This is a genomic window from Streptomyces sp. NPDC057280 (assembly GCF_042668605.1).
Lineage (GTDB): Bacteria > Actinomycetota > Actinomycetes > Streptomycetales > Streptomycetaceae > Streptomyces.
This window is the reverse complement of sequence record NZ_JBHUYR010000001.1, coordinates 279,210-303,409: the sequence shown is the minus strand read 5'-3', so window position 1 is coordinate 303,409 and position 24,200 is coordinate 279,210. Positions and strand designations below refer to the sequence as shown.

Annotated in this window: 23 protein-coding genes; 9 read left to right on the top strand and 14 right to left on the bottom strand. The window is 70.2% G+C overall.

All coding sequences use genetic code 11. From position 1 onward, the window contains the following. Positions 1 to 293 precede the first annotated feature (293 nt). Positions 294 to 812 carry a DUF2716 domain-containing protein gene (locus ACFUO4_RS01320; RefSeq protein WP_383478513.1) on the top strand — a complete coding sequence of 173 codons (519 nt, stop codon included), beginning with the start codon at positions 294 to 296 and terminating at the stop codon, positions 810 to 812. Between the two features lie 275 nt (positions 813 to 1,087). Here ACFUO4_RS01320 and ACFUO4_RS01315 read toward each other — a convergent pair whose 3' ends face one another. From ACFUO4_RS01315 to ACFUO4_RS01295, 5 genes are all read right to left on the bottom strand, one after another. Further along, the gene (locus ACFUO4_RS01315; RefSeq protein ID WP_383478510.1) at positions 1,088 to 1,432 is read right to left on the bottom strand and encodes a DoxX family protein; all 345 of its coding nucleotides are present in this window, start codon (positions 1,430 to 1,432) and stop codon (positions 1,088 to 1,090) included. Beyond that, positions 1,429 to 3,396 (bottom strand): acetoacetate--CoA ligase, encoded by a 1,968-nt coding sequence (locus tag ACFUO4_RS01310; protein ID WP_383478508.1) that lies wholly within the window; start codon positions 3,394 to 3,396, stop codon positions 1,429 to 1,431. The genes ACFUO4_RS01315 and ACFUO4_RS01310 overlap by 4 nt, the downstream gene beginning before the upstream one ends. Then, positions 3,396 to 4,973 (bottom strand): bifunctional 3-(3-hydroxy-phenyl)propionate/3-hydroxycinnamic acid hydroxylase, encoded by a 1,578-nt coding sequence (locus tag ACFUO4_RS01305; RefSeq protein ID WP_383478506.1) that lies wholly within the window; start codon positions 4,971 to 4,973, stop codon positions 3,396 to 3,398. Before ACFUO4_RS01305 ends, ACFUO4_RS01310 begins: the two co-directional genes overlap by 1 nt. A gap of 19 nt (positions 4,974 to 4,992) precedes the next feature. Continuing rightward, positions 4,993 to 5,931, bottom strand: a complete 939-nt coding sequence (locus ACFUO4_RS01300) for a fumarylacetoacetate hydrolase family protein (RefSeq protein ID WP_383478503.1) — start codon at positions 5,929 to 5,931, stop codon at positions 4,993 to 4,995. A 78-nt stretch (positions 5,932 to 6,009) separates the two neighbouring features. Next, a complete protein-coding gene (locus tag ACFUO4_RS01295; RefSeq protein WP_383478500.1) occupies positions 6,010 to 7,152 on the bottom strand; it encodes a VOC family protein in 1,143 nt (380 codons plus the stop codon). Between the two features lie 135 nt (positions 7,153 to 7,287). Between ACFUO4_RS01295 and ACFUO4_RS01290 the strand changes: the two genes are divergently transcribed. After that, positions 7,288 to 7,923, top strand: coding sequence for a TetR/AcrR family transcriptional regulator (locus ACFUO4_RS01290; protein WP_383478497.1), 636 nt, complete (start codon positions 7,288 to 7,290; stop codon positions 7,921 to 7,923). A 5-nt stretch (positions 7,924 to 7,928) separates the two neighbouring features. Here the strand turns inward: ACFUO4_RS01290 and ACFUO4_RS01285 are convergent, their stop codons facing one another. Both ACFUO4_RS01285 and ACFUO4_RS01280 read right to left on the bottom strand, forming a co-directional pair. Then, complete coding sequence (locus ACFUO4_RS01285) at positions 7,929 to 8,711, bottom strand: DUF2993 domain-containing protein (protein ID WP_383478494.1); 783 nt, start codon at positions 8,709 to 8,711, stop codon at positions 7,929 to 7,931. Positions 8,712 to 8,746: 35 nt separating this feature from the next. Continuing rightward, positions 8,747 to 9,385 (bottom strand): TetR/AcrR family transcriptional regulator, encoded by a 639-nt coding sequence (locus ACFUO4_RS01280; RefSeq protein WP_383478491.1) that lies wholly within the window; start codon positions 9,383 to 9,385, stop codon positions 8,747 to 8,749. A 186-nt stretch (positions 9,386 to 9,571) separates the two neighbouring features. On the opposite strand from ACFUO4_RS01280, the gene ACFUO4_RS01275 reads away from it, so the two are divergent. Together ACFUO4_RS01275 and ACFUO4_RS01270 are read left to right on the top strand one after the other, a co-directional pair. Beyond that, positions 9,572 to 11,185 (top strand): MFS transporter, encoded by a 1,614-nt coding sequence (locus ACFUO4_RS01275; RefSeq protein ID WP_383478488.1) that lies wholly within the window; start codon positions 9,572 to 9,574, stop codon positions 11,183 to 11,185. A 254-nt stretch (positions 11,186 to 11,439) separates the two neighbouring features. Then, a complete protein-coding gene (locus ACFUO4_RS01270) occupies positions 11,440 to 12,201 on the top strand; it encodes a maleylpyruvate isomerase family mycothiol-dependent enzyme (protein ID WP_383478485.1) in 762 nt (253 codons plus the stop codon). Positions 12,202 to 12,259: 58 nt separating this feature from the next. On the opposite strand, the gene ACFUO4_RS01265 is transcribed toward ACFUO4_RS01270, so the two are convergent. From ACFUO4_RS01265 to ACFUO4_RS01245, 5 genes are all read right to left on the bottom strand, one after another. Then, positions 12,260 to 14,182: a PASTA domain-containing protein gene (locus ACFUO4_RS01265; protein ID WP_383478482.1), complete on the bottom strand. Its 1,923-nt coding sequence runs from the start codon at positions 14,180 to 14,182 to the stop codon at positions 12,260 to 12,262. Between the two features lie 101 nt (positions 14,183 to 14,283). Continuing rightward, on the bottom strand, positions 14,284 to 14,910 hold the full coding sequence (locus ACFUO4_RS01260; protein WP_383478479.1) for a TetR family transcriptional regulator: 627 nt from the start codon (positions 14,908 to 14,910) through the stop codon (positions 14,284 to 14,286). A 101-nt stretch (positions 14,911 to 15,011) separates the two neighbouring features. Then, positions 15,012 to 16,100 (bottom strand): catalase family protein, encoded by a 1,089-nt coding sequence (locus ACFUO4_RS01255; RefSeq protein WP_383478476.1) that lies wholly within the window; start codon positions 16,098 to 16,100, stop codon positions 15,012 to 15,014. A 28-nt stretch (positions 16,101 to 16,128) separates the two neighbouring features. Further along, complete coding sequence (locus ACFUO4_RS01250) at positions 16,129 to 17,469, bottom strand: peroxidase (protein WP_079311755.1); 1,341 nt, start codon at positions 17,467 to 17,469, stop codon at positions 16,129 to 16,131. Positions 17,470 to 17,482: 13 nt separating this feature from the next. Next, positions 17,483 to 18,091: a hypothetical protein gene (locus ACFUO4_RS01245; RefSeq protein ID WP_079311754.1), complete on the bottom strand. Its 609-nt coding sequence runs from the start codon at positions 18,089 to 18,091 to the stop codon at positions 17,483 to 17,485. Positions 18,092 to 18,538: 447 nt separating this feature from the next. On the opposite strand from ACFUO4_RS01245, the gene ACFUO4_RS01240 reads away from it, so the two are divergent. Both ACFUO4_RS01240 and ACFUO4_RS01235 read left to right on the top strand, forming a co-directional pair. Further along, positions 18,539 to 19,408, top strand: coding sequence for an alpha/beta fold hydrolase (locus ACFUO4_RS01240; RefSeq protein WP_383478471.1), 870 nt, complete (start codon positions 18,539 to 18,541; stop codon positions 19,406 to 19,408). 245 nt (positions 19,409 to 19,653) lie between these two features. Then, on the top strand, positions 19,654 to 20,343 hold the full coding sequence (locus ACFUO4_RS01235) for a GAF and ANTAR domain-containing protein (RefSeq protein WP_383478469.1): 690 nt from the start codon (positions 19,654 to 19,656) through the stop codon (positions 20,341 to 20,343). 195 nt (positions 20,344 to 20,538) lie between these two features. Here ACFUO4_RS01235 and ACFUO4_RS01230 read toward each other — a convergent pair whose 3' ends face one another. Further along, on the bottom strand, positions 20,539 to 20,913 hold the full coding sequence (locus ACFUO4_RS01230) for an STAS domain-containing protein (protein WP_079306128.1): 375 nt from the start codon (positions 20,911 to 20,913) through the stop codon (positions 20,539 to 20,541). Positions 20,914 to 21,075: 162 nt separating this feature from the next. On the opposite strand from ACFUO4_RS01230, the gene ACFUO4_RS01225 reads away from it, so the two are divergent. Beyond that, positions 21,076 to 21,555, top strand: coding sequence for an ATP-binding protein (locus ACFUO4_RS01225; RefSeq protein WP_079306324.1), 480 nt, complete (start codon positions 21,076 to 21,078; stop codon positions 21,553 to 21,555). Between the two features lie 305 nt (positions 21,556 to 21,860). On the opposite strand, the gene ACFUO4_RS01220 is transcribed toward ACFUO4_RS01225, so the two are convergent. After that, positions 21,861 to 22,511: a peroxiredoxin-like family protein gene (locus ACFUO4_RS01220; RefSeq protein ID WP_383478465.1), complete on the bottom strand. Its 651-nt coding sequence runs from the start codon at positions 22,509 to 22,511 to the stop codon at positions 21,861 to 21,863. A 233-nt stretch (positions 22,512 to 22,744) separates the two neighbouring features. Between ACFUO4_RS01220 and ACFUO4_RS01215 the strand changes: the two genes are divergently transcribed. Continuing rightward, positions 22,745 to 23,344 carry a TetR/AcrR family transcriptional regulator gene (locus ACFUO4_RS01215; RefSeq protein ID WP_383478462.1) on the top strand — a complete coding sequence of 200 codons (600 nt, stop codon included), beginning with the start codon at positions 22,745 to 22,747 and terminating at the stop codon, positions 23,342 to 23,344. Between the two features lie 221 nt (positions 23,345 to 23,565). Further along, positions 23,566 to 24,150, top strand: coding sequence for a short chain dehydrogenase (locus ACFUO4_RS01210; RefSeq protein ID WP_383482205.1), 585 nt, complete (start codon positions 23,566 to 23,568; stop codon positions 24,148 to 24,150). The last annotated feature ends 50 nt before the right edge of the window (positions 24,151 to 24,200 follow it).

Genomic DNA, 24,200 nt, shown 5'->3' with positions numbered 1-24,200 from the left:
GTCGGGGCTCCCCGTCCAACCCCTCCACGGCGTGCGCGCGCCCCCCCCCCCCCGGCGGGGGGGGGGTGTCGGGGGGGGGGGGGGGGGGGCCCCCGCCCCCCCCCCCCCCCCCACAACGGGTGGCTGAACTGGAGGAGAAGATCGCAGCCCTGACACGGCTGCGCGACACCCTCATGCACCGGATGCCCTGGTTGGCGACGCCCAGGGACATGCCGCGGAGTGAGCATGTCAGCGATCTCGTGACGGATATGCGTCGAAGGGAGCACGCCGAGCGGGCTCGGTAGTCTGCGCGAATGACGAGCGAGCCGGTAACCGAGCTGTCCGAGGCCGAGTACCTGAGTGTCTGGGACCGCTTCTCCACGGAGTTCGCCTTCAGTCCGAGCGTGAACCCGGCCAAGCGGCCTGCGATCAAGGAACGGGCTGACTCCGTCACATGGAGTCTGGCGTCACTGGACGAGGACCCGGGATATACGCGTCTGGAGCGCTTCGTCACGGTCGTCGAGCGGGGACTGACTGTGTGCGTCGAGCCGGAGGCCAGGCTGTACGCACTCGACTGGCAGCACACCTCCTACTCCTTCGCTCCGCATCGCGTCGGCGGGCACGGCCGGCCACCATGGCCGCTGAGCCCCTACCCCGACGGCGATTACTACATCTACCTCTCAAGAGACTTCCGACTCGGCAGCTTCGGACACCCATGGGAGTCGTCGGTATGTCTGTTCGGCCAGGCGCTGCTGGATACGGTGGCCGCCGAGGTCGACGACGTCCTTGGACCACCCCTGCGCCGTGCTGGTAGGAGCTTGCGGGCAACGTGACGCCCTGTACATGCGCATCGCCAGGAGCTCGGCGCTGCAGCCGTTGCTGACCGTCCAGGCCCTGGCCTACGGCGGCGTGCCGGTCGCGCTGCGGACACGCTCCTAGCCTGCGCTGACGTGAAGCGCGCGCAGCCCCGTGGAGCACCCGCGTTGCTCAGGCGCTGTGGGTCCCCGGGAGGCAGGCCGGTGTGACGATGACAGCCCGCGCGGAGCCGGGGACGGGCGGCCGCCCACCCTCGCAAGGGGGCCGCCCGCACCCGGCCGTACAGGACGCGTCAGCCGGCGGTCATCGCCGTTGCCGCGTACGTCAAGGCGATCAGGGCCATGACGGCGGCCGGGACGGCCCGGAGCGGCGGGTCGCCGTGGCGCAGGTGGACCACCGCTGCCCCGGTCATCAGCAGGACGAGGCCCGTCGCGGCGGCCACGCCCAGCGGCGTCCAGGCCAGCCCCGTCAGCAGACCGGCGACCGCTGCCACCTCCAGCGCGCCGACGAGGCGGTAGAGCCGTACCGACATGCCCAGATGGGCCGCTGCCTGGCGCATGACCGGCGCCGCGGCGAGCTTCGCCAGCCCCAGTGGAAGCAAGACCAAGGACAGCACGGCGGTGAGCAGGAGGGTCATGAGGCGGACCTGTCCTTGCGGCGCTGCTCGCCCAGTCGGGCGTAGTGGTCGATGAGTTCGGGGCTGTCGACCGTGGCCGGATTGACGACCTCCTCCACCGCAGCGCCCTGGAACAGCCGCTTGATCGGGACCTCCAGCTTCTTGCCGGTACGGGTGTGCGGGATGCCGGGAACTTCGAGGATCTCGTCGGGGACGTGGCGGGGTGAGGCACCCGTGCGGATGGCGTCGCGGATACGGTCGCGCAGGGCGTCGTCCAGCTCGACCCCCGCCGCCGGGACCACGAACAGCGGCATCCAGTAACCGCCGTCCGGCTCCTCCGCGCCGATGACCAGCGCCTCGGCGATCTCGGGGAGACGTTCGACGACGTCGTGGATGTCGGCGCTGCCGAGGCGTACGCCGTTGCGGTTGAGCGTCGAGTCGGAGCGGCCGTGGACGATCACCGAGCCGTGCCCCGTGACCGTGATCCAGTCGCCGTGTCGCCACACCCCGGGGTACGCCGAGAAGTAGGCGTCGCGGTAGCGGTTGCCGCCGGGGTCGTTCCAGAAGTACAGCGGCATCGAGGGCATGGGGCGAGTGACCACCAGTTCGCCGACCTGGTCGATGACGGGGAAGCCCTCGCCGTCGTACGCGGCCAGCGCCACACCCAGGTTCGGCGCGGACAACTCGCCTGCCCAGACCGCCGTGTTGGGGGCGCTGCCCGCGAACCCGGAGACGATGTCGGTGCCGCCGCTGATGGAGGCCAGCAGGACGTGGTCGCCGACGTGGTCGCGGACCCAGGGGTAGGCGGAGGCGGGCAGGGTCGAGCCGGTGCAGCCGACGACGCGGATCGAGGACAGGTCGTGGACGGCCGGGTCGATGCCGAACTTGGCCATGCCCAGCAGGTATTGGGGGCTGGTGCCGAAGACGGTGACCCGGTGACGGGCGGCCAGGTCCCACAGGACGTCGAGCTTGGCGAAGGGGGCCGGGCTGCCGTCGTAGGTGCAGGTCGTGGCGCCGGTGAGGAGGGTGGAGGCGACCAGGTTCCACATCATCCAGTGGGTGGTGGTGTACCAGAGCAGGCGGTCGCCGGGGCCCAGGTCCGAGTGTAGCCCCAGAGTTTTGAGGTGCTCCAGCAGCACGCCGCCGTGGCCGTGGACGATGCCCTTGGGCAGGCCGGTGGTGCCGGAGGAGAAGACGACCCACAGCGGGTGGTCGAACGGGACCGGCACGCAGGTGAGTTCCTCGGTGCGGGTAGAGGCGTCCTCCCAGGGGACGACCAGGGACGGGTAGGCCCGTGACGGCCAGGCCAGGCCGACATGGCCCACCAGCAGGGTCGCCTTCAACGTGGGGAGGGCGTGGGCGAGTTCGAGGGTGGCGTCGCGGCGGTCGTGGGTGGTGCCGTTGAAGAGGTAGCCGTCGGCGGCGATCAGCACGGTGGGTTCGAGCTGGGCGAAGCGGTCGGCGGCTGCCTTGGGGGCGTAGTCCTGTCCGCACACCGACCAGATGGCGCCCAGGCTCGCGGCGGCGAGGAACGCGACGATGGCGTGCGGGGTGTTGGGGAGATAGCCGACGACCCGGTCGCCCTTGCCGACGCCGAGGTCGCGCAGGGTGGCGGCCACGGACGCCACCAGGGCACGCAATCGGGCGCCGGTCACCTCGTACCCGGCACCGGTCTCGTCGAGCGCGATGATCGCCACGTCGTCGTCCGCCAGGTTGCGCAGGGCATGGTGGGCGTAGTTGAGGGTGGCGCCGGGGAACCAGCGGGCGCCTGGCATCCGCTCCTCGGCCAGCACCTGCTCGTAGGGGGTGTCGGCGTCGATGTCGAAGTACTCCCACACCGCGCCCCAGAAGCCCTCCAGGTCGGTGACCGACCACTGGTGCAGGGCGGCGTAGTCGCCGGGGGCGATGCCCTGACGCCGGGCGAAGTCCGCGATGCGACTGGCGGCCGCTGTCTCCGGATCGGGGGTGAAGAAGGGCGTGCTCATCACGTCGTACTCCTCAACAGGCTTTTCGGGGCCGTCCGTTCGGAAGGGGCAGGGCTTCGGGTGGTGTGCAGCAGGGAGGCCCAGGCTGCCGTCGATGTGAAGTCGCGGCCACCGGAGGGGACGACGTCCAGCACGACGCGGTCGGGACGCAGCAGAACCGCGTCCGCGTGTCCGGCGCGCAGCCAGGCGGCGAGAGTGCCGTCGTCGCCGAGGTCGGCCACCGGGACCGCGTGCACGCCGAGGCCGTGCGCGAGCGCGGTCAGGGAGGGGCCGGGTTCGGCGGCGGTCAGCACGGCGAAGGAATCGCCGAGTACGGCGTCGAGACGGGTGCGCCCTCCAGCGCTGACCCACGGTTGGGGGCAGTGCGTGCCTGCCAGGCCCCTGCGGGCCCCGCGCCGCACCAGCGGTCCTGCGGTCAGGGGCGGGCTGAGGTCGCGGCCGGCCAGCTCGGTCAGGCCGGGTATGCGGCAGGCGGCGCCCAGCACCCGGCGGCGGATCGCGGCGGCGCCGTCCTGCCCGCCCGTCATGGCCCAGCCCATGGCGACCGCGAGGCGGACCACATGCCGTGCGTGCGGCTTGCGTTCGCTCTCGTAGGTGTCCAACAGCCGTTCGTCGCCGCCCTGCTGGAGGACGCGGGCGAGTTTCCAGGTCAGGTTGTAGGCGTCCCGCAGCCCCGAGCACAGGCCCTGCCCGATGAACGGCGGGGTGAGGTGGGCGGCGTCGCCGAGCAGGAAGACCCGCCCGCTGCGCCAGCGGTCGGCGAGGCGGGCCCGGAAGGTGTACTCCGTCTCGCGGACCACCTCGAAGTCTCCGGCGTACGAGGGCGGCAGCCACGGGGCGACCAGCTCACGGACCGTCTCTTGCCCTTCGCCGAGCCGGAACTCCCAGCGGTAACGGTTCTCGCTCACGCGCATGAAGGTGGCCGGCCGGGCCGGGTCGCAGACCTGGTCGACCCCCTCCCAGCAACGGACGGGGCCCGTCGTGTCGACGTCGATGACCTTCCAGCTCTCCTCGAAGCGCAGGTCCTCCCAGGTGCCGCCGATGGCTTCGCGGGTGAGGCTGTTGGCGCCGTCGCAGCCGAGGACCGCGTCGGCCCACAGCTCGTGCCCGCCGCCGTCCTCGTCACGGTAGGTCACCCGGACGGGACCGGTGGAGTGCGGGCCGACGCCGGTGACCTCCACGCCGGCGCGCAGTTCGCACTCGGGGCGCCGGGCCAGGGCGTCGCGCAGTACGCGTTCCAGTTCGGGCTGGTCGAACATGCTGGTCTGCGGGTAGCCGTGGTGGCCGTGTTCGGTGCGCCGGAACTCGGCCATCACCCGATGGCGGGCGTCCAGCAGTCGCAGCCCTTTCGCCGGGCGGCTGATCGCGGCGAACTCCTCACCGGCGCCCGCCGCTTGGAGGATCCGGTGGATCTCGTCGTCGCCCGCGACGGCGCGGGGGAGCGGGTAGATGTCCTGGTGGCGTTCGAGGACGACACTGCGGACTCCGCGCCGGGCCAGGAGAAGGGCGGCGGTCACGCCCACCGGCCCGGCCCCGACGATCACGACGGGCACACGTGCGGCTTCATCGACGGTCATGTGCGGCTCACCTCGGGTGTCAGTTCGCGGCGGCGACGGGCGTGCGCTGCTCGCCGAGGTCGATGCGGCCGTCGGGGGTCGCGATCGTCGCCGTGATCACGTCGCCCGGACTCAGGTAGTGCGGGTTCTTGGCCTGGCTCTTGAAGAAGGCCTTCCACTTCACGGCGGGCGGCAGCAGCGCGCCGATCTTCTCGACGGCCTTCGGCGGGGCCTTGAGCGCGGTGCCGCCGGGGGTGCCGGTGAGCAGCAGGTCGCCGGCGTCCAGGGTCTGGAAGCGGGCCAGCAGGGTCAGCGCCTGTGCCGGGCGGACGATCATGTCGGCGAGGGTGCGGTCCTGGCGCAGCTCGCCGTTGACGCTCAACTTCAGCCGCAGGTCGAGGAGATGAGCGAAGTCCTCAGGCTCCAGCAACGCCAGGTACGGACCGGTCGGCGTGAAGGTCGGGTACGACTTGCTCTCGTAGAACTGCGTCTTGGTCAGCTGCACCTCGCGGGCGCTGACGTCGTTGGTGATCACCAGTCCGGCGACGTACGACGGCAGGTCCCGCTCCTCGACGACGGTGCCGACGGGCAGGTGCGCGCCCATGACGAGGCCGAGTTCGATCTCGTAGTCGAGGAACTTCACGTGCGAGGGGCGGACGACGGCGTCGCCGGGGCCGCTGACCGAGCCGGACGCCTTGCGGAAGAAGGCGGGCGGGATGTCGCCCTTGAAGCCCGAATCGCGGGCGTGGCTGCGGTAGTTGACCATCTGGGCGACCACCCGGCAGGGGGTGGTGACCGGCGAGAGGGCGGCCAGGTCGGCGACGGGCGTGCCCGGTTCACCGGAGACGGCGGCCGCACTGACGGCGTCGCGGTCGGCGAGCAGTTCGGAGGTGGTGGCGGCCTTGGTGTCGACCGGGACGGCGCGGTCGCCGAGGACGACCCACCAGCCGTCGGCGGTGCGCAGGACATTGATGCTCATGTCAGTGCCTTTGTGAGGGGGATTCGCGTGCGGGGGTCAGGAGTTGGCGGCCTGGGGAAGGCCGAACTCGTGCCGGGGTCAGGAGTTGGCGGCCTTGAGCAGGCCGAACAGTCGTGCCGGGTCCATCTCGTTGTCGCCGCGCAGGGCCTCGATGACATCGCGGAGCCGCTGCGGGGAGGGGCTCGCGCCGAGGAAGTCGCGGGTGGCGGGCGGCCCCCACTGGGCGAGGCCGCTGGTCGACATGGGCGCCCAGCCGGGCTCGACATCGCAGGAGAACAGGTCGCCGTCGGCGAAGTGCTCCAGCATGAAGTGGTCGGGGTCTCGCCAGTAGTCGAAGAGCTGGCTGCCCTGGATGTGCCGTCCGATGCCCCAACTGCGCTTGTATCCGCGCTCCTTGAGGTACTCGCCGCCTGCGGCGATGGAGTCCAGGTCGGTGACCTGGTAGGCGGAGTGGACGTATCCCGTGCCCGGCCCCAGGTGCATCGCGAGGGTGTGGTGGTCGGCCGGCACACCGCCCAGGTCGCAGCGGATGAACGCCATCGTCGGGCCGCGGTCGCGCTGACCGTCCAGGAACAGGAAGTCGGACACGATCATGCCGAGGGTGTCCAGGTACCAGTCCAGGGCCCGGCCGAACACCCGCGTCTCCAGCACCACGTGGCCGAGCCGCTGGATGCGGGACGGCTCGCGCGCCGGCCGCTGGGTGGCGTTGGTACGCCGGTGATCCGTGCCGAAGTTGAGGAGCAGCGGCCGCTGTTCCGGCAGCGCGGGGAGCTGTTCGCCGCAGTGCACGACCCGGACCGGAAAGCCGGAGGGGTCGAGCAGGTCGACGACCTTGCCGCCCCCGGGAACGTCGGCGTCCCGCACGTCCCGGCCCGTCGCGCGGGCCAGCCGGTCCAGGTCACCCCGCTCGGCGGCACGGAACGCCGGACCGATGAAGCGGGACGTACGACCGCGTCGGATCACCATGCAGGGCGAGCCCGCGAAGGTGCCTCGCAGCCACAGCTCGCTGTCGGTGCGGGCGGCGACGCCGAAGCCGAAGTCGCGGGCGAAGACCTCCGCCCGGTCGAGGTCGGGCTTCTCGAACTCCAGCCAGGCCAGGTCCGCCACCTTGATCACGGGATTCCGGGAGCGGCCGGGGTGTTCGCCGCGCAGGGCACCCTGCTCGCTGTGGAGGTCCTGGTGGGCCGTGAGGACGTCCCCGTTGACGCGTGTTTGAGACATGGTGCCCTCCGAGCAACATTGCCGTAATGAGGAAATCATCAACTGTGACAGTTTCTTCGTCAAGACGTTCGCCGTAGGAAATGATGAATTCATCAGGACTGCGATCGTCATAGTGCGACCGTTAGACTTCTCCGCATGTCTACGTCAGCCCCGCCCAGCAACCGGTTCGAGCGACGTCGCGCAGAGACCCGTGGAGCTCTCGTGCGAGCCGCCCGGCAGATCCTCGCCGAGACCGGCGACACCAGCGCGAGCATCCAGACGATCGCCGAGCGCGCGGACGTGGGCTTCGGCTCCTTCTACAACCACTTCGACTCCAAGGCGGAGTTGTTCGAGACGGCAGTGGTCGACGCCCTCGAGGAGTTCGGGCAGGAATTCGACGAGCGTCTGACGGGGGTCGATGACCCGGCGGAGCGGGTCGCTGGCGGCTTTCGGCTCAGTGCCCGCATGGCCGACTCCCACCCGGAGCTGATGCAGGTCCTGCGCCGCCGCGGCCTCGCGCACATCCACTCGGGCAAGGGGCTGGCCCGACGCGCCCTGCGTGACCTCGAGGTCGGCATCGCCTCCGGCCGCTTCACGCCCGTCGACCCCATGGTCGCCCTGTCCGCGCTGGGCGGCACCCTGCTGTCCCTGGTGGAACTGCGGTTCGCCCGCCCCGAGGTGGACGGCGACGAGGCCGCGGTCAACCTCGCCGAGATGGTCCTGCGGATGCTGGGCCTGCCCGCGGACGAAGCGCACGAGGTCGTCCGGCGCCCCTTGCCTGACGCCGCCTGACGGCCTCACGCGGACGACGCGTCCGGGTGGAACGTGACCGAGCGGCCGGTGAAGCGGGCGTCGATTCCGTCCGCGCCGGTGGTGACCGCCCGCAGCCGGAGCCCTTCAGGCACGTTCTGCAGTGGAACGGGCTCGTCCAGGGCCTTGTCGAGCAATGATTTGAGCGGCGGGAGCAGTTCACCCTGTTCCGCGCGTACGCCCGTGAAGGCGATGCTGTTGCCGCCGGCCGCCGAGACGGCCGCGCTCACGGTCACGTCGCCGGCGAGCGGCAGGCTCGCGGTCGCGTTGACCCGGCCGGGCTCGTCCCCCTGTGACACCTGCACGCCGAGCGCGCTCGACACGTCCGCGTACGACAGGAACGCGGTCGCTGTGACGCTGTCCGCGCGCGCTTCGTCGGCGCTCCCCGAGGTCTTCAGCCCGTCCATCCCGACCGTCAGCCTGGTCACCGGGAGCGGCCGGGTGCTGCCGCCGGCCGGGATGTCGTGGGCGGTGAGGTCGACATGGTCCAGACTGCCCGCGGCCAGTTGGTTCAGTACGGGGAAGCCCCTGACGTGCACCGACGGCCGATCGGCGGTTCCCATGCCGTCCTGGAACGCCTTGGCCGTACGGCTCTCCGCGCGAACGGCGGCGATCCGGTCGACCGCGACTGCGCCGACCAGCAAGGCCACCACGGACGCGGCGGCGAGGATCATGTGCCGCCTGGTGCGGTTCGGAGGGCTCACGTACACGGAGGCGGCACCGTAGTAGGGCTCGCCGACGTACTCCTCGTCGCGGGGGGACTGATGCATGGTGCTCCTCTTCGAGTGGTGCTGGGGAAGTGCGCTTACGCGGCGTCGCCCGCGGGCCGGACAAGCCCGTGGACGCACGCCGCGGCGCTGTCGCCGGCCACGCCCATCGCGATCAGGGCGGCGGTCGCGGTGCGGGTGCCGTCGTCGCTCCAGACCCCGCTGTTGACGCAGTCGAGAAGCCCGAGCAGGTGCCCCTCCAGCGCCCGGGTCAGGACGACCGGGGGGATGCCGGTCTGGAAGGCTCCCTGCCGCTGACCCCGGCCGATGATCGCCTCCGTCCTGTCCCGCGCGGGGGCCAGGACTTCAGCGAGCCGATCGGCCCCGAGGTCCTGGGGGGCGAGGCGGAGCAGGATGCGGTAGCGATCTCCGACGGGCCACACCGCGAGGACGAAGCACGCCAGCTCCGTGACCGCGTCCGCCACCGGTGCGCGCGGGGCCGCGAGCGCCTGCCGCAAGGCCCATGTGGCCTCCTCCACCAGCCCCTCCATCAGTGCGGCCCGGCCGTTGAAGTGGCCGTAGACCGTACGGCGCACCACCCCTGCGGCCTCGGCGATGTCACCGAGGCTGCTGTCGGGGTCGCGGGCGAGTTCCTGCCGGGCCGCCTCCAGGATGCGGGCCCGCGTGAGCAGGGTGCGGCTGCGTTCCGGGGCGGCTGTGAGGTGTGCGTGGATCATGTCGAACCTCCGGTAGGCGGGGGAGGGCGACTCGATAGTTGCACATCGACGAGCAATAAACTAGTCTGCACATCAACGGGCAATTAGCTGCCCCGGTGCCGGGCCCCTCTTGGCCCCGCGTGCACCGATCCCGTCGATTCCGCACCCCCGAAGCCTCCGCTTCACCTCCTGCCGAGGAGCCCGACCATGCCGCTCATCCCGAACACACCCGTCGAGAAGATGACGGAGCCCTACCACCGCCGCTGGTGGGCCCTGCTGGTCCTGTGCCTGAGCCTGCTGATCGTCGTCATGGCCAACACGTCACTGATCGTGGCCGCCCCCGACATGACGCGGGAACTGGGGCTGTCCAGCAGTGACCTGCAGTGGGTCATCGACGGCTACACCGTCCCCTACGCCGCGCTGATGCTGGTGCTGGGCGCGATCGGCGACAAGTACAGCCGCCGCGGCGCCCTCGTCCTCGGACTGCTGATCTTCGCCGGAGGTTCGGTGATGGGCGGCCTGGTCGATGAGACGAACCTCGTCATCACAGCCCGCGCGATCATGGGCGTCGGTGCCGCCGTCGTCATGCCGGCCACGCTGTCGCTGCTGGTCGCGATCTTCCCGCGCGCCGAGCGCGCCAAGGCGATCACCGCCTGGTCCGCGACCTCCGGTCTCGCCATCGCCGCCGGCCCGCTGGCCGCAGGCTGGCTGCTGGAGAACCACGCCTGGGGCTCGACCTTCCTGATGAACGTCCCCGTCGCCGTCCTCGGCGTCGTCGGCGCCCTGCTGCTCGTGCCGCCGTCGAAGGCGGAGGGCATGGGCCGCATCGACTACGTGGGCGGTCTGCTGTCGATCGTGTCGGTCGGCTCCCTCGTCTACGCGACCATCGAGGGCCCGCACTTCGGCTGGGGCGTCGGCCCCATCACCGCGGCCGTCGTCGCCGGCGTGGGCCTGCTGGCCTTCGTCGCCTGGGAGTTGAAGCACCCCAACCCCATGCTCAACGTGCGCAAGTTCACCGAGCGCTCCTTCAGCGGCTCGATGCTCGCCGTGCTGTTCTTCTTCTTCGGCACCTTCGGCTCGATCTACTACTCCACCCAGTTCCTGCAGTTCGTCCTCGGCTACGACGCCCTGGAGACCGGCATCCGACTGCTGCCGCTGGCCGGAGCCGTGTTCGTCGGCTCCGCCGTCACCGGCAAACTCGCCCCGAAGCTCGGCGTGAAGATCGTGGTCGGCACCGGCATGGTCATCGGCACCGCGGGCGTCTTCCTGCTCACACAGATCGAGTCGGGCTCCACGTACACCGACTTCCTGGCGCCCCTGCTGCTGCTCGGCTTCGCCATCGGCCTGAGCCTGTCCCCGGCCACCGACACCATCATGGGCTCCTTCCCCGAGGACGAACTGGGCGTCGGCGGCGGCGCCAACGACACCGCCCTGGAACTCGGTTGCGCCCTGGGCATCGCCATCCTCGGCTCGCTGCTGGCCACGTCGTACAAGGACAAGCTCACCGACATGGTGGGCGGCCACCTCCCGGCCGAGGCCATGGACGTTGCCAAGGACTCCGTCGGCGGTGGCATCGCAGTCGCCGAGCGGGTTGCCAAGAACCCTCAGGGCGGCGCCGAGCAGGCCCAGACCCTGCTGGGAGCGGTGCACGAGTCCTTCGCCCACGCCATCGCCCACACCAGCCTGATCGGCGGCATCATCATGGCCGCCGGAACCCTGATCGTCATCGCCGTCCTGCCCGGCCGCAAGCACACCGCCCAGCACGGCGAGGCAGATGCGGCACCGGCGACCGAGGAGCAGAGCGAGACCGTGGGCGCCTGAGTCCAGTACACCGGAGGCCGGAACCCCGATTCCGGCCTCCTTCACCCCCAGAACGGGCTGTGCCTGAGCGGCGCACGGCCCCGGGACGGTGCCGGGAGGGGAAACCCGGCACCGTCCCTTTTTTGTTGTCCGCGACTGAGACGCTTCGTGGATGCCGGTCCGCGGTGAGTGATCTGACGTCCCGTCCGCCTGGCAGCTGACGGCCTGAAAAGAATTGGGGTGCGGTCGCTGAACTGGGGTGATAGGCAGGCCGTGTGACAGAGAGTCTTGAGTATTCCGCGCTGCTGCGACTGGTCGAAGAGCGGTCGGCTGCGTTCCGGAGTGCGGTTGCCGCCGCGCCCGGCCTGGACGCGCCGGTGCCGTCCTGCCCCGAGTGGACGGTGTTCGATCTGGTGCAGCACCTGGGTACGGGCCAGCGCTGGTGGGCCACCATCGTCGCCGCGGGCCCGGCCGAGGCTCCGCCGGCCAAGGATGCCGCGGAGGCGCCGCGCGAGCTCGAGGCGCTGCTGGCCTGGTACACGGAGTCGAACGAGCTGCTGCTGAGTGCGCTGCGCGAGGCGGGCCCGGAGCGCGAGTGCTGGGCGTGGTGGAGCGCCGGTGTGTCGCCGGCGAATGCCTGGGGCGTGGCCCGGCGCCGGGTGCACGAGTTGCTGGTGCACACCTACGACGCCCAGCTCGCCGCGGGCGCCGTGCAGCCGATGCCGGCGGAGGTCGCGATCGACGGCGTGGCCGAGTTCCTCGACACCTGCAACTCCACCCCGGCGGCGTGGCCGCACGAGCCCGCCACCATCCACTACCACGCCACCGAGGGCCGCTCCTGGCTCCTCGCTCTGGACGGCACCGGCGCCTGGCCCGCACCCCTCACGGACGACGCCGCGCCCGCCTCCGCTTCGGCCACGGGCACGGCTGAGGAACTGCTCCTGTTCGTCTGGGGGCGCCGCATGATGGGCGATCTGAAGATCGAGGGCGACCGGCAGGTGTTCGAGCAGCTCATCGCCTGGGAGCCCGAGGAGTAGGCAGGTCAATACCGCCGGCGGACGGTCTCGATGACGTCCGCCGACGGTGAACGACGTGTCACTGGCCGTCGGTCGTCGCCTCCGGCGTCGCCGCCGTGTCGTCGTCCGTTGTCCCGTCGTCCGACGACGTGCCCTGGGCCTCCTCGGTGACGACGACCACCGTGCTGCCCGCCTCGACCTCGCTCCCGGCCGCCGGGGTGCTGGAGGTGACCACGGCGTCAGAGGCCTGGGAGTAGCTGGAGGCGACGGTGACCTGGAGGCCGAGGCCGCCCAGTTCGTTCTGGACCTCCGCAAGGGTCTTGCCGATGATGTCCGCCGGGATCTGCACGGTCTGCACCGACTTGGCGATCCGGACGTCGACCGACGAACCGGGCTCGATCTCGTCCCCCGCGGCGACGCTCTGTTCGACGACGGTCCCGGCCGCGGCGCTGCTCTCCACCTCGGTGGTGTCGCCCAGCTCCAGATCGTGCTCGGCGAGCAGCTTGCGGGCCTCACTCAGGGTGCTGCCGGTGAGGTCGGGAACCGTGGCCTTCTCGGCCTCCTTGGCCACCGTGAGCGTGATCTGGGTGCCCTTCTCGACGCTCTCGCCGCCACCCGGATCCTGCTCCAGGACGGTCCCGGCGTCCTCGGTGGACACCCTGTGCCGGAGCTTCACCTTGAAGCCCTTGTCCTCCAGGATGCGGGACGCGTCGTCCTCGTCCTTGTCCGTGACGTCCGGTACCTCGACCTTCGGCGCACCGGTGGAAACCGTGACCGACACGGCCTCGCCCTTGTCGAGCCGGCCGTCCTGTGGGGACTGTTCGCAGATGTGCCCCTTGGGCTGGTCCGCGCAGGGCTCCTTCTTGGTGACGGTGAGCGTGAGTTCGACGTTGTCCGTCGTACGGCGGGCCTCCTCCAGGGTCTGGCCGACGAGATCGGGTACGTCCGTCCTGCCGTCGTCGGCCGTACCGCGCCCGAACATCAACCAGCCGAGCACGAGTGCCGCGACGACGACCGCGGCACCCATCCCGATCAGCGCGGCACTGCTGCCTCTTCGGCGACCGCTCTGCGCCGCGTCCTCGCTGTCCGGTTCCCCGTCGGCGGGGTCGAACGTGCGGTCCAGGACGGTTTGCGCTCCGAGGTAGGCCATGACGTCGGCGAGCATCTCCTGCGCCGACTGGTAGCGGTAGGCCGGGTCTTTCGCCAGTGCCCGCAGGACGATCGCATCGACCTGGGGGCCGACCTCGGGGTTGTAGAGACTCGGCCGTCGCGGTTCCTCCTGCACGTGCTGGTACATCACGGCCATCGGCGAATCGCCCGTGAACGGCGGGCGCAGGGTGAGAAGTTCGTACAGAAGGCAGCCCACCGAGTACAGGTCGGAGCGGGCGTCGATGGTGTGCCCCATCGCCTGCTCGGGGGAGAGGTACTGCGCGGTGCCGATCACCATGGAGGTCTGCGTCATGCCGACGTCCCGTGCGTCACGGGCGATGCCGAAGTCCATGACCTTCACCTGACCGGACCAGGTCACCATGACGTTGGCCGGCTTGATGTCCCGGTGGACGATGCCGTGCTGGTGGGAATGGGCGAGCGCCTCCAGAACGCCGGCCGTCACCTCCATGGCGCGTTCGACGGTCAGCGGTGGCCCGGAGTGCAGGGCCTCGCGCAGCGTGGTGCCGTCGACGTACTCCATCACGAGGTACGGCAACTGCGCCCCGTACGAGAAGTGTTCACCCGTGTCGTAGACCGCGGCGATGGCCGGGTGGTTCAGCGAGGCGGTGGACTGTGCCTCCCGCCGGAACCGCTCCTGGAGTGCCGGGTCGTGGGCGAGGTCGGTGCGCGGTGTCTTCACCGCGACGCCGCGGTCGAGCCGGAGATCGTGCGCGAGATGCACCTCGGCCATGCCTCCGGAGCCGAGGAGCAGCCGCAGTTCGTACCTGTCGCCGAGGACCGCCACCGGCGCAGGGTGGGAGAAGGCCAGATCGTCTGGTCCACCGAAGTTCATGCACAAGATAATTGCACATTCAGGGGTAACTAAAGAAGCGGGGGCGGACACGGAAAGACCCCGGCGCTTCGCACCGGGGTCATGTCGTACCGCAGGGGATCTCACCTCTCGGCGGCGGTCACCTCGTCCACGACGATCCGCGCCCGCTTCTCCGGCACACCGGCCGCGATGAGCGTGGTGACGGCCACCCGAGTGCCGTCGTCCTCGAGCGCCCCGGTGTTGACCTCCTCCAGCAGGGCGACCGTCATCGCCTCCAGACCGGCGCTGAGCACCGGGGCCGGCAGCTGGGTGTGGAAGACGCCGTCCCGCTGTCCCTGTTCCACGATGGCCGTGGCCCTGACCCGGGCGGGCTCCAGGATGCCGGCGACACGATCCATGCCGAGGTCCCGTCGGGCCAGCGCCAGGAGCATCCGGTAGCGGTCGCCCACGGGCCAGAGTGACAAGGTGAAGTGGGCGAGCGCCCGGTCGGCCGGTTCCGTCGCCGCCGCGCCGACGGCGACGGCGGCCTGGAGCGCCTCAGCGGCCTCCTCGGCCAAGGCCTCCAGGAGCGCGGCCCGCCCGGGGAAGTGCCCGAACAGCGTGCGTCGTACGACACCGGAGGCGCGGGCGAGTTCCTCCAGGGTGATGTCGGGATTGCGGCCGAGCTCCTGGCGTGCGGTGGCGAGGATGCGGGCCCGATTGGACCGTGCGTTGCGTCGTTGGGGCACGCGGCCGACGGGCTGGGACACGAAAGGAACCTCGAAGAAGCCAGGCGGAGAATGGACTTCTCCATTCTGGCACGGGGGCCCCGACCCGCCCGCGGACGCATCCGGGGCCGGTTGGGACCGGGTCAGGCGGGCAGCTCCTTGATGTCGGACGGCTCCTGCGGCTCGATGCCGTTGAAGCGGTGCCGGAAGTCGCTGGACGCGGGGTAGGCGGCGCGGCGGGAACGCATGATCGAGCCCAGCGGCCGGTGGGCCTCCAGGGCGTGCCAGGGGCTGAAGGACAGGACGTCGTCGGCGTAGCGGCGGCGGGCGTCGCTGTAGGCGTTCTGGGCGGGCAGATGCAGCACGGCCACCGTCTGGTGCGGTGACAGTTCCTCGGGCCACAGGACCGAGGCGTCCTCCACCGGCATCCGGTCGATGTCCGCGCACAGCTGGGCGCGGATGTCGTACTCGGCGCTGTTGTCCGCGAAGAAGTCGACGACCAGGTCGCGCAGGGCCGACTCGCCGGCCTTCTTGTCGACGTGGCTGCCGGTGAGGGCCCTGACGTTCGCCGAGCGGGGTGCGGCGGACATCTTCGCCACATGGTCGCCGTAGCGCAGCGCGGCCATGGAGTGGAAGGTCTCGCCGAGGATGTGGTCGTTGGCGGCGGCCAAGGTCTCGACGGCGGGCGGAAGCGGACGTCCGACGCGCGTGAGGGCCTTGGCGGCCACGCGGGCGGCCGCGCCGGTGAGCTGGAGCTGCTGGTCGCTCTGGCCAGGCTGTTTCTCCAACAGGTCCTGGAGTTTGGCGTACTCGGCGATGTTCCCGAAGGGCAGAGTGGGGTGGTTGACGAGGAGGAAGTCCTGGGTGGTGAAGCCGTCGTCGAGGGCGCGGGCCCCGGGGGCGCCGATCACCTTCATCGCGAGGCCGCGCTGGACGGGCACCTGGTCGGAGCGCAGGTCGCCGGGGGCGGAGGAGAAGCGGACGATCACCGGGTACGTGACAGGTCGGGCGAAGAGGCCCTGGGCGAGGTGGGCGGGCAGGTCGGGCTGGATGCGCAGCTCGCCGGCGAGCACGCCGTGGCTCTTGGCGTGGGCGTCGCGCAGGCCGTGGCGGTGTTTGTCGGCGACCTGCTGGTTGGCCTTGCCCATGGCCGCGACGACCTGGCGGACGAGTTCGTCCTCGTCCGGAAAGGGCTGTTCGAGGTCAGGGCTGTAGCGGACGTACGAGGTCATGGCGAGTGTCTCCGCGAGGGGGTGGGGGTCAGTTGCTGCCGAGCCAGCGGATGGCGGACAGACTCGGCATGAAGAAGTACTCGCCGCCGAGGAGGGTGTTGAAGGACTGGATGTTCTGCACCCGGCGCGGTGGGGTCCCGGGCACGGTGAAGTAGGCGCCCTTGTCCTGGAGGGAGATCATCGGGTCCTTCTCCTTGCCCAGGCCCATGAAGTTGCCGGAGCCGACCCATTCGCTCTGCAGGAACTCGACGTTGTCGATGGCCCGGGCACCGAGGGCGATGAAGTCCAGGCCGCGCGGCCGGCCGTCGTCCTTGAGGCGGTCGGGGGGCAGGGGAGTGCCGTAGGAGGTGCCGCGGCGGATGATCCGGCGGATGTTGACGTCGGTGAGGACCGTGAGCTCGGTGTCGCGCGGGTTCATCCGGCGGATGTGGGAGCCGAGCGGGGTGCGCAGCCCGCGTGGGTCGGCGGAGTAGTCGAAGTCGTTGATCCGGTTCGGATCCTCACCGATCGCGGGCGTGTCGCGGTCGGGCGAGAGGGCGAGAGGTGCGCCACTGCGCCAGCGGCCGACCAGCTTGGCGGCCAGCAGCTCGCGCTCGGCCTCGGTGGAGGCGTTGTCGTGCAGCCACTTGTTGAAGGCCGCGACGTGGGAGTGGTACTTGCGGAAGACGACGTACGTGCCGTTGCGGCCCAGGACGTCCGGAGCGGGTACGGGCAGCGGGATGCCCGTCTCGCTCGGGTAGCCGAGGACGAACTCACCGGCCTTGATGGGCCGTCCGTCGCCGGGCAGGGGTTCGGCGCCACTGCCCTCGACCACCGGCTGGCTGAAGCCGTCCCGGTAGCCGAAGACGTTGAACCCGTCGGCCGCGAAGTCCTGGTGCGACAACAGCCGGACGCCCGGTACCTCGCCCAATTCCTTCTCGTACGCGGCGACTTCGGCCCGCCAGTCGTCCTCGCTCGCGGCGTAGACCGTGACGGCGACATGTACCCGCGGCGTGCCGAAGGGGAACTCCCAGCGGTCCGGCGCGTTCACGCCGGTGTCCCGCAGCCGCTCGGCGCGGGCGGCCATCCCGGCGCGGAAGTTGGCCGGGAAGGAGGCCAGTGAGCTCTCCGGCAGCCCCAGCGCGACCAGACCCTGGTAGCTCAGGGCGAGGGCCAGCCAGGAGGGCTGCGGTTCGTCCCAGCGGGCCGCCGAGGTCACCCTGGGCGCCAGTCGGCGCAGCAGTTCCCTGCCCGCGGCCGGTTCGGTGATCTCCAGGATCGCGTGGGTGCCGAAGTAGGGCTCGGGCCGGGCCCGCAGCAGGGTCGCCTGGATGTCGTCGAGGTCCAGGGTGGGCGGGCGGCGCAGCCGCCGGAACAGCGGGGAAGGCATGGTGCGCCTGCCTTCAGTTCAGGTCCGACAGGAAACGCTGCACGGCGGCCTCCTGCCGCTTGAGCCGGTGGCCCTCCGCGACGGTGAGGTTGGGGTGGGCGACGAACCACGCCTCCGCCGGGATCTGGTACTTCACGATGAAGTCCTTCACGTCCGGCGAGGTGATGCCGGGCCAGCCCTCGACGTTGCTGAACAGGTAGTCCATGAACTCGGGGATCTTGGTGGCGAAGTCGTCGATGTAGGGGTCCCACTCGCCGTCGAAGGCGGTGGCGAACAGCAGCTTCGTGTCGTTGTCGAGGAACACGAACCGCATGTTGTGCAGCGTGCCGACCTGGCCCGCGCCCGCCAGGTTCCCGCCGACCAGGCCGAAGAATTTCCGCAGCCGCGCTGCGCCGTTCGGCTTCAGCGGCAGGATCGTCGTCAGCTCGGACACCTCACCGCTCTTGGCGCCGATCCGGCCGGCGGTGGTGACCGCGTGTTCGGCCATCTCCTCCTTGTCGGCGAGGATCTCGGCGGCCTTGAGCTTGAGAGCGATCTTCGCGTCCGACAGTGCGGTGTCGACCTTCTCGCGGACGGCGTCGGGGAACTGCTGGAACTTGGTGTGCAGGTCTGTCTCGCTCATGGCGCCTCTCCTTGGGCGTGGGCGGCAGTACGTCACTTACCGCCACAAATAGGTGATCGCTGGGTGACGTGCAAGCGGGTTGCGGCCCGCTTTCTGACCATCTCCGCAGGACTGATTACATCATCAGTTTGCTGTTCGGGCTTGTCAACGCGCTACTCGCTGGTAGTCACATGCGTCGAACCGGTCCACTACCTGCGCCGGTCGGCGAGCGGCTCGAGGACGCCCAGGCGGAGTGTTCGCCGTGACGACCGTCGGCGCCCGCTCGTCTCCGCCTCCCTCGCTCTGCTGCGGCTTCTTGCCGAGTGCGTTCGGCAGGCGGGTGTCTGTGGGGAACGCTGGCCCTCCCTTTTGAGGCGTCGCCGACACGACAGGCCCGCGCAAGGCGTTCAACGGTTCTCCCCGAGGGCACTCGGCCGCCGGCAGGTCGGACGGCGGGAGGTTCTGGTCTTGTTCGAGGGCTTTCAGACCAAGCAGGTTCAGGTCGATCAGGCGTCGATTTTCGTTCGCCACGGCGGACAGGGGCCGCCAGTGGTGCTGCTGCACGGTCACCCTCGAACATCTGCGACGTGGCACCGTGTCGCCCCGCTCCTGGTGCGAAGCGGCTTCACGGTCGTCTGCCCCGATCTGCGGGGCTACGGCCGTTCCACCGGTCCGGCGCCCACCGAAGACCACGCGGGACACTCCAAGCGGGCTGTCGCCGGCGACGTGGTCGAGGTGATGCGTTCCCTCGGCCATGACCGATTCGCGCTCGCTGGGCACGACCGTGGGGGCGCTGTCGCGTTGCGGCTCACACTCGATCACCCGGGCGTGGTCTCGCGGGTGGCACTGATCGACTGTCTGCCGCTGACCGAGCACTTGTCCCGCATCACACCCGAGTTCGCCACGCAGTGGTGGCACTGGTTCTTCTTCGCCCAGCCGAACATCCCCGAGCGGGTCATCAACGCCGATCCCGACAGCTGGTACCACGGTGATCCGCAGAGCATGGGGCGGGAGAACTACGACGAGTGGCGATCGGCCACGAGAAACCCCGACGTGGTGCGGGCGATGCTGGAGGACTACCGCGCCGGCCTCACCGTGGACCGACGACACGAGGAGGACGACCGCGCCGCCGGGAAGCAGATCCAGTGCCCGGCTCTGATCCTCTGGTCGCTGCGGGACGACCTCGAGCAACTCTACGGGGACCCGCTGAAGATCTGGCGCCAGTGGGCCACGGATGTCCGCGGCCACGGCATCGACGCCGGGCATCACGTCGCCGAACAGGCTCCAGAAGCACTTGCGTCCAGCCTTGCGGACTTCTTCGCACAGCGGGCCGAGTGAAGGATCTCCAGCGCGGGCGCCCGCAGGACCTCTTCCCTTCGGTCGCAGATCTGCCGGATGGGAAGGATGAGAATCTGCCGTGGAGAAGTCGCCGCCGATACCTCCAGGGACGGCTGGCGGACCGGAGGCTCACAGGACGCCCGCTTCGTGGCCGCCGTCCGGAGCGGTTCCCTGCCCCCGGCAAAGGTTGCGTGGAATGCTGGGTATAAGGCTTGTCCAGGCCGGGCGAGCGACGGAGGACGAGAGTGGACTGGTCACGGTTCGCGCAGCAGATGGCGGCGATGGCCCGGGACCTGCTGGCGCAGGACTCGGTGGCGGCGACGCTGGAGCGGATCACGGCGTCGGCCACGGAGCTGGTCGAGGGCTGTGACGCGGCCGGCATCCTCATCCTGCACGGCACGCGGGTGGAATCCCTCGCCCCCACCGACCCCTTTGTCACGGACAGTGACGCCCTGCAGCAGCAGATGGGCGAGGGGCCCTGCTTCGACGCCGCCCGCAGCTCACAGGGCGACCGCGTCTTCCGTATCGCGGACCTCACCACCGAACACCAGCGCTGGCCCGCCTACGCACCCCGGGCAGCTGCACTGGGCGTGGGCAGCATGATGGGCTTCCTGCTGTTCACCGACGAGGAGGATCTCGGCGCGCTGAACCTGTACTCCCGTAAGCCCGGCGCCTTCACTCCAGACAGTGAGACCGCGGGATGGCTGCTCGCGTCGCACGCCGCGGTGGCCTTCTCCAGCGCCCGCACTCACGCGCAGATGGAACAGGCCGTCGCCACCCGCCACCTCATCGGCGAGGCCATGGGCATCCTCATGGGCACGCATCGCCTCACCGAGGAAGAGGCCTTCGACGTGTTGCGCCGCTACTCCCAGGAGAGCAACACCAAACTCCGCGACGTCGCCCGCCGCGTCTGCGAACAGGGCACCCTGGCCTGACCCCGTAGTCACGGTCGGCGCCTCCAGCTCCTGGCTGAACTGGAGGAGCCTGAGCCGGGTTCGGCCCCCTGGGGAACGCCGCCGACCCTGCCTGCCCCTCCAAGTCCCCCTCCCGCCCGTCCCGACACCTCCCCTGCGCCGATCGCCCGTCACCGGTCGGGGGCAGTCCCGCGCAAGGGAGGCGACGGCAGCGGATCAGGCGAGGGCGTCGGTGACGGTGGGGTAGCAGCCGATGACGGTATCGACGCCCACGATCTCCAGGGTGCGCTGTATGGCTGGAGGGACGTCGGCCAGGCGCAACCAGCCGTCGGCCGCGGTGAGCTCATGGTGGGCGGCGATGAGGACGTTGATGCCGGTGGAGTCGATGAACGTCACGTGGTGCAGGTCCACGGCGATGTGTGGGCCGGTGGCCTTGGCGGTGTCCAGGGCCTGGCGCAGCACATCACGGGTGGCGAAATCGATCTCTCCGGCCGGAGTGAGGATGTTGATGCCGTCCAGGTCGGTGACGGCGACCGTCAGTGTCTGCGGCGCGCTGTGCGTGGCGGGTTCGGCTGCGGGTCGCTCAGTCATGACAGCGATCCTGACACAGCCCCCCGCACGCGTCACCACCCTCTTGATCATCTGCCTGCCGGGGCAACGGCGGTGGCCGGAAAGTGGACTGCGCGGGCGGCGCGGGGGTAGACGTGCATGATGTGAACCGGGAGTGGGAGCGGGGGAGTGCAGGTGATCGTGATGGAGCCGGTACCGGTGGGCGAGGACGCGTCGTTGCCTTGCGAACGGCAGATACGGACCACGCTGGCCCTGGCCGGGGAGGACGTCGAGATAGCTCAGGCCCGGCGCCTGGCGGCCGACTTTCTGGCGCGGGTGCAGTCCGAGCATGGTCTGCCGGTGTCGCAGCGGGCGATGGACGTGACCCTGCTGGTGGTCAGTGAGCTGGTGACGAACGCGGTGAAGTACGCGCCCGGTCCGCTCCTGGTCGATCTGCGGATCGACGGCGACCTGGTCGAGGTGTCGGTGTGGGACGCCGATCCGGTGCTTCCCGTGGCGCGGGCCGCGGACGCGGGGCGGGTGGGCCAGCACGGGTTGGAGATCGTCATGGCCGTGGCCCAGGGCTTCACCGTGCAGCGCGAGCCGGTCGGCAAACGCATCACCGCCCGCATCGCCCTTCCCGACGATCCCGCCGGCGCCCCGAGCGGGCGTCTGCCCGGATAAGCCGCACCACGGCCTCGCGTGAGCGGAAGCCCAGCGCACCGAGGTCGGTCGTCCGTGAACGGTGAAGACCCCATGCTGTCCGCTGCCGGCGCATGCGCCCAGGCTGCATAGGCGGGCCGGCGTAGCTGCTCCGGCCGATGCCACCCAGGGAGAGCAGCCCGTCGATGAGGGCGTGGCGGGCTGGCGCATGGCCGCTCCTGATCGCGGCTTGTTCATGGATCGTTCCCGGACCCGGCACCAGGCGCGCTCCCGGCCTCGTGGACTCAGGCACAGGCGGGACACCGGAGAAGACGGCGTCCAGCGGATCAGCCCAGTGCGTCGAGAGCGTCGAGGATGTCGGTCGGCTCGGCGCGGCTGGTGTAGTCGGTGTTGACGAAGGCCCAGCGGATGGTGCCGTCGCGGTCGATGACGTAGGTCGCGGGCAACGGCAGCGTCCGCGAGTGACCGTTGTTGACGCGCTGGAGGTCGAAGCCGAGCTTGTCGTACACGGCGGCAAGCTCGTCGGGGAGGTCGAAGGCGAGGCCGTACTGCTTGGCGATGTCGGAACCGATGTTGCTGAGGACGGCGAAGTCGAGGGCGTGCTTCTCGGCCAGGGTGAGGGACTCGTCGGGGATCTGGGGTGAGACGGCCACCAGGCGGGCGCCGCGGGAAAGTATGGCCTCATGGTGCTGCTGGAGGGCGCGCAGGGCGATGTTGCAGTACGGGCACCAGGCGCCGCGGTAGAAGGTCAGGACGACCGGGCCTTGGGCGAGCAGATCGTCCAGGGTGAGGGTCTGTCCGGTCGCGGAGGGGAGGCTGAAGCGCGGGGCCGGCGTACCGACGGTCAGGGCACGGTCGGCCTGGCCCGAGGCGGCGAGTTCCTGGCTTGCCCGCTGCATGATCTCCCGGATCTCTGCGGGGATCTGCTGCTGACGGGCTTCGAAGAAGGTGCGCAGTTCCGCGTTCAGGGTTGTCATGGCGGTGGTTCCTCCTGGCTGACGACTGGAGCGGGGCAGATCTTGAAACGACCGTTCCAAGATAAGGGCGTGCGCGGCCGCGCGCCAGCCCCACGGAGATGCCAATCGGGCAGCGGCGGAGCGGGGATCTGCGACCCGTACGCGGGCACCCCGAGAGCTGGTTGGCTCTTCATGAGGGGCAGGGTGAACGCGGAGTATCTTGGAATTCTTATTTCAAGATGGCGGGGTGAAACATGCCGGACGTCAAGCACTTCGATCCTGACGCCACCCTGGAGACCGTGGTGCGACTGTTCTGGCGGCAGGGCGTGGCGTCGACCGGGATCCAGGACGTGGTGACCGCGACCGGACTCAACCGTTCCAGCCTGTACGCCACGTTCGGCGGCAAGCAGGAGCTCTACCTCGCCGCGCTGCGCCGTTACCTTGAGCGGCGATCCCAGCCGATGTTTCGGCGCCTGGCGGAGGACGAGCGGGGACTTCCGGCCGTCTCCGAGTTCTTCGGCAGCCTGATCGAGGCCCGCTGCTCGGGCGAGTACGCCCGCTGGGGCTGCATGGTCTCCAATGCGCACGCCGGTGCCGAGAACAGTGAACCCGAAGTGCGCACCGTCCTCGATCAGCACCATCAGGAATTGCGGGACGCGCTGTACGCGGCGCTCGTCAGCGCCGAGCGCCAGGGGCAGCTCGCTCCCGGCGCCGATCCGGGTGCTTCCGCCGATCTGTTGGCGCTGCTCGCCTACGGCGTCAATCTGCGCTCGCGTGCTGGTGCCGACGCCGCAACGCTGACCACCACGGTGACCGCCGCCCTGGACTCGATTGCCGACCGGGCGGCGGCCTAGCCGTGGTCTGTGCCGCAGCCGCCGTGCCGTCCCCCGGGGACGCGACGTCGGTGCCCTCCCAGGCCTCGCCACCTTCAGGGCGAAGCTCAGGATCACCGTGACGACGACGCTGAGGACGAACGCCGTCACCGGCCATGTGGGCGGCGGGGCCCCGGTCCAGGTCTCGGCGTCCGGATCGGCGTACGGGCACTTGGGGTGCCGCCACTGACATGATCGGTGACATGAAAGTACTTGTGATCGGGGCGACCGGAACGGTCGGTACGGCTGTCACCAGCGCGTTAGAGGCGTCTCATCAGGTCGTGAAGGCTTCGCGCAGAGGCCCGGTGAGGGTGGATCTGGAAGACCCTTCCTCCCTGGACGCGCTCTTCGACGATGTGCCAGACCTCGACGCGGTGGTGTGCTGCGCCGCCAACGGTCCGCTGGTGGACTTGGTGTCAGCGGCCGATGCCGAGATCTCCACCGGGGTGCAGGGCAAGCTCTTGGGACAGGTTGCCCTGGCCCGGCGAGCCGTGCGTCATCTACGGGACGGCGGCTCCGTCACCCTGACCGGGGGCACCTTCTCCACTCCGCTGGCCGGCGGGTCGCTGGGCGCCCTCATCAACTCTGGTCTGGAGGGTTTCGTCCGCAACGCGGCGGGTGAGCTGTCGCGGAATCTACGGATCAATCTCATCAGCCCTGGGTGGATCAAGGAGACCCTGGACAGCATGGGCATGGACTCGGCCGCCGGCACTCCCGTCTCCGAGGTGGCCCGTGCGTATGTGGAAGTTGTGGAAGGCAGCGCGCAGGGCCGGATCGTGCGTCCGTAACTGCCCCACGGGGACGGCCTGCCGACAGTTCGGGCGCCGGGCCGATCCAC

Bases quoted from the DNA above. Each gene is read 5' to 3' on its own strand.
- ACFUO4_RS01320 (WP_383478513.1), top strand. From the start codon at position 294: ATGACGAGCGAGCCGGTAACCGAGCTGTCCGAGGCCGAGTACCTGAGT.
- ACFUO4_RS01315 (WP_383478510.1), bottom strand. From the start codon at position 1,432: ATGACCCTCCTGCTCACCGCCGTGCTGTCCTTGGTCTTGCTTCCACTG.
- ACFUO4_RS01310 (WP_383478508.1), bottom strand. From the start codon at position 3,396: ATGAGCACGCCCTTCTTCACCCCCGATCCGGAGACAGCGGCCGCCAGT.
- ACFUO4_RS01305 (WP_383478506.1), bottom strand. From the start codon at position 4,973: ATGACCGTCGATGAAGCCGCACGTGTGCCCGTCGTGATCGTCGGGGCC.
- ACFUO4_RS01300 (WP_383478503.1), bottom strand. From the start codon at position 5,931: ATGAGCATCAATGTCCTGCGCACCGCCGACGGCTGGTGGGTCGTCCTC.
- ACFUO4_RS01295 (WP_383478500.1), bottom strand. From the start codon at position 7,152: ATGTCTCAAACACGCGTCAACGGGGACGTCCTCACGGCCCACCAGGAC.
- ACFUO4_RS01290 (WP_383478497.1), top strand. From the start codon at position 7,288: ATGTCTACGTCAGCCCCGCCCAGCAACCGGTTCGAGCGACGTCGCGCA.
- ACFUO4_RS01285 (WP_383478494.1), bottom strand. From the start codon at position 8,711: ATGCATCAGTCCCCCCGCGACGAGGAGTACGTCGGCGAGCCCTACTAC.
- ACFUO4_RS01280 (WP_383478491.1), bottom strand. From the start codon at position 9,385: ATGATCCACGCACACCTCACAGCCGCCCCGGAACGCAGCCGCACCCTG.
- ACFUO4_RS01275 (WP_383478488.1), top strand. From the start codon at position 9,572: ATGCCGCTCATCCCGAACACACCCGTCGAGAAGATGACGGAGCCCTAC.
- ACFUO4_RS01265 (WP_383478482.1), bottom strand. From the start codon at position 14,182: ATGAACTTCGGTGGACCAGACGATCTGGCCTTCTCCCACCCTGCGCCG.
- ACFUO4_RS01255 (WP_383478476.1), bottom strand. From the start codon at position 16,100: ATGACCTCGTACGTCCGCTACAGCCCTGACCTCGAACAGCCCTTTCCG.
- ACFUO4_RS01250 (WP_079311755.1), bottom strand. From the start codon at position 17,469: ATGCCTTCCCCGCTGTTCCGGCGGCTGCGCCGCCCGCCCACCCTGGAC.
- ACFUO4_RS01245 (WP_079311754.1), bottom strand. From the start codon at position 18,091: ATGAGCGAGACAGACCTGCACACCAAGTTCCAGCAGTTCCCCGACGCC.
- ACFUO4_RS01230 (WP_079306128.1), bottom strand. From the start codon at position 20,913: ATGACTGAGCGACCCGCAGCCGAACCCGCCACGCACAGCGCGCCGCAG.
- ACFUO4_RS01225 (WP_079306324.1), top strand. From the start codon at position 21,076: ATGGAGCCGGTACCGGTGGGCGAGGACGCGTCGTTGCCTTGCGAACGG.
- ACFUO4_RS01220 (WP_383478465.1), bottom strand. From the start codon at position 22,511: ATGACAACCCTGAACGCGGAACTGCGCACCTTCTTCGAAGCCCGTCAG.
- ACFUO4_RS01215 (WP_383478462.1), top strand. From the start codon at position 22,745: ATGCCGGACGTCAAGCACTTCGATCCTGACGCCACCCTGGAGACCGTG.
- ACFUO4_RS01210 (WP_383482205.1), top strand. From the start codon at position 23,566: ATGAAAGTACTTGTGATCGGGGCGACCGGAACGGTCGGTACGGCTGTC.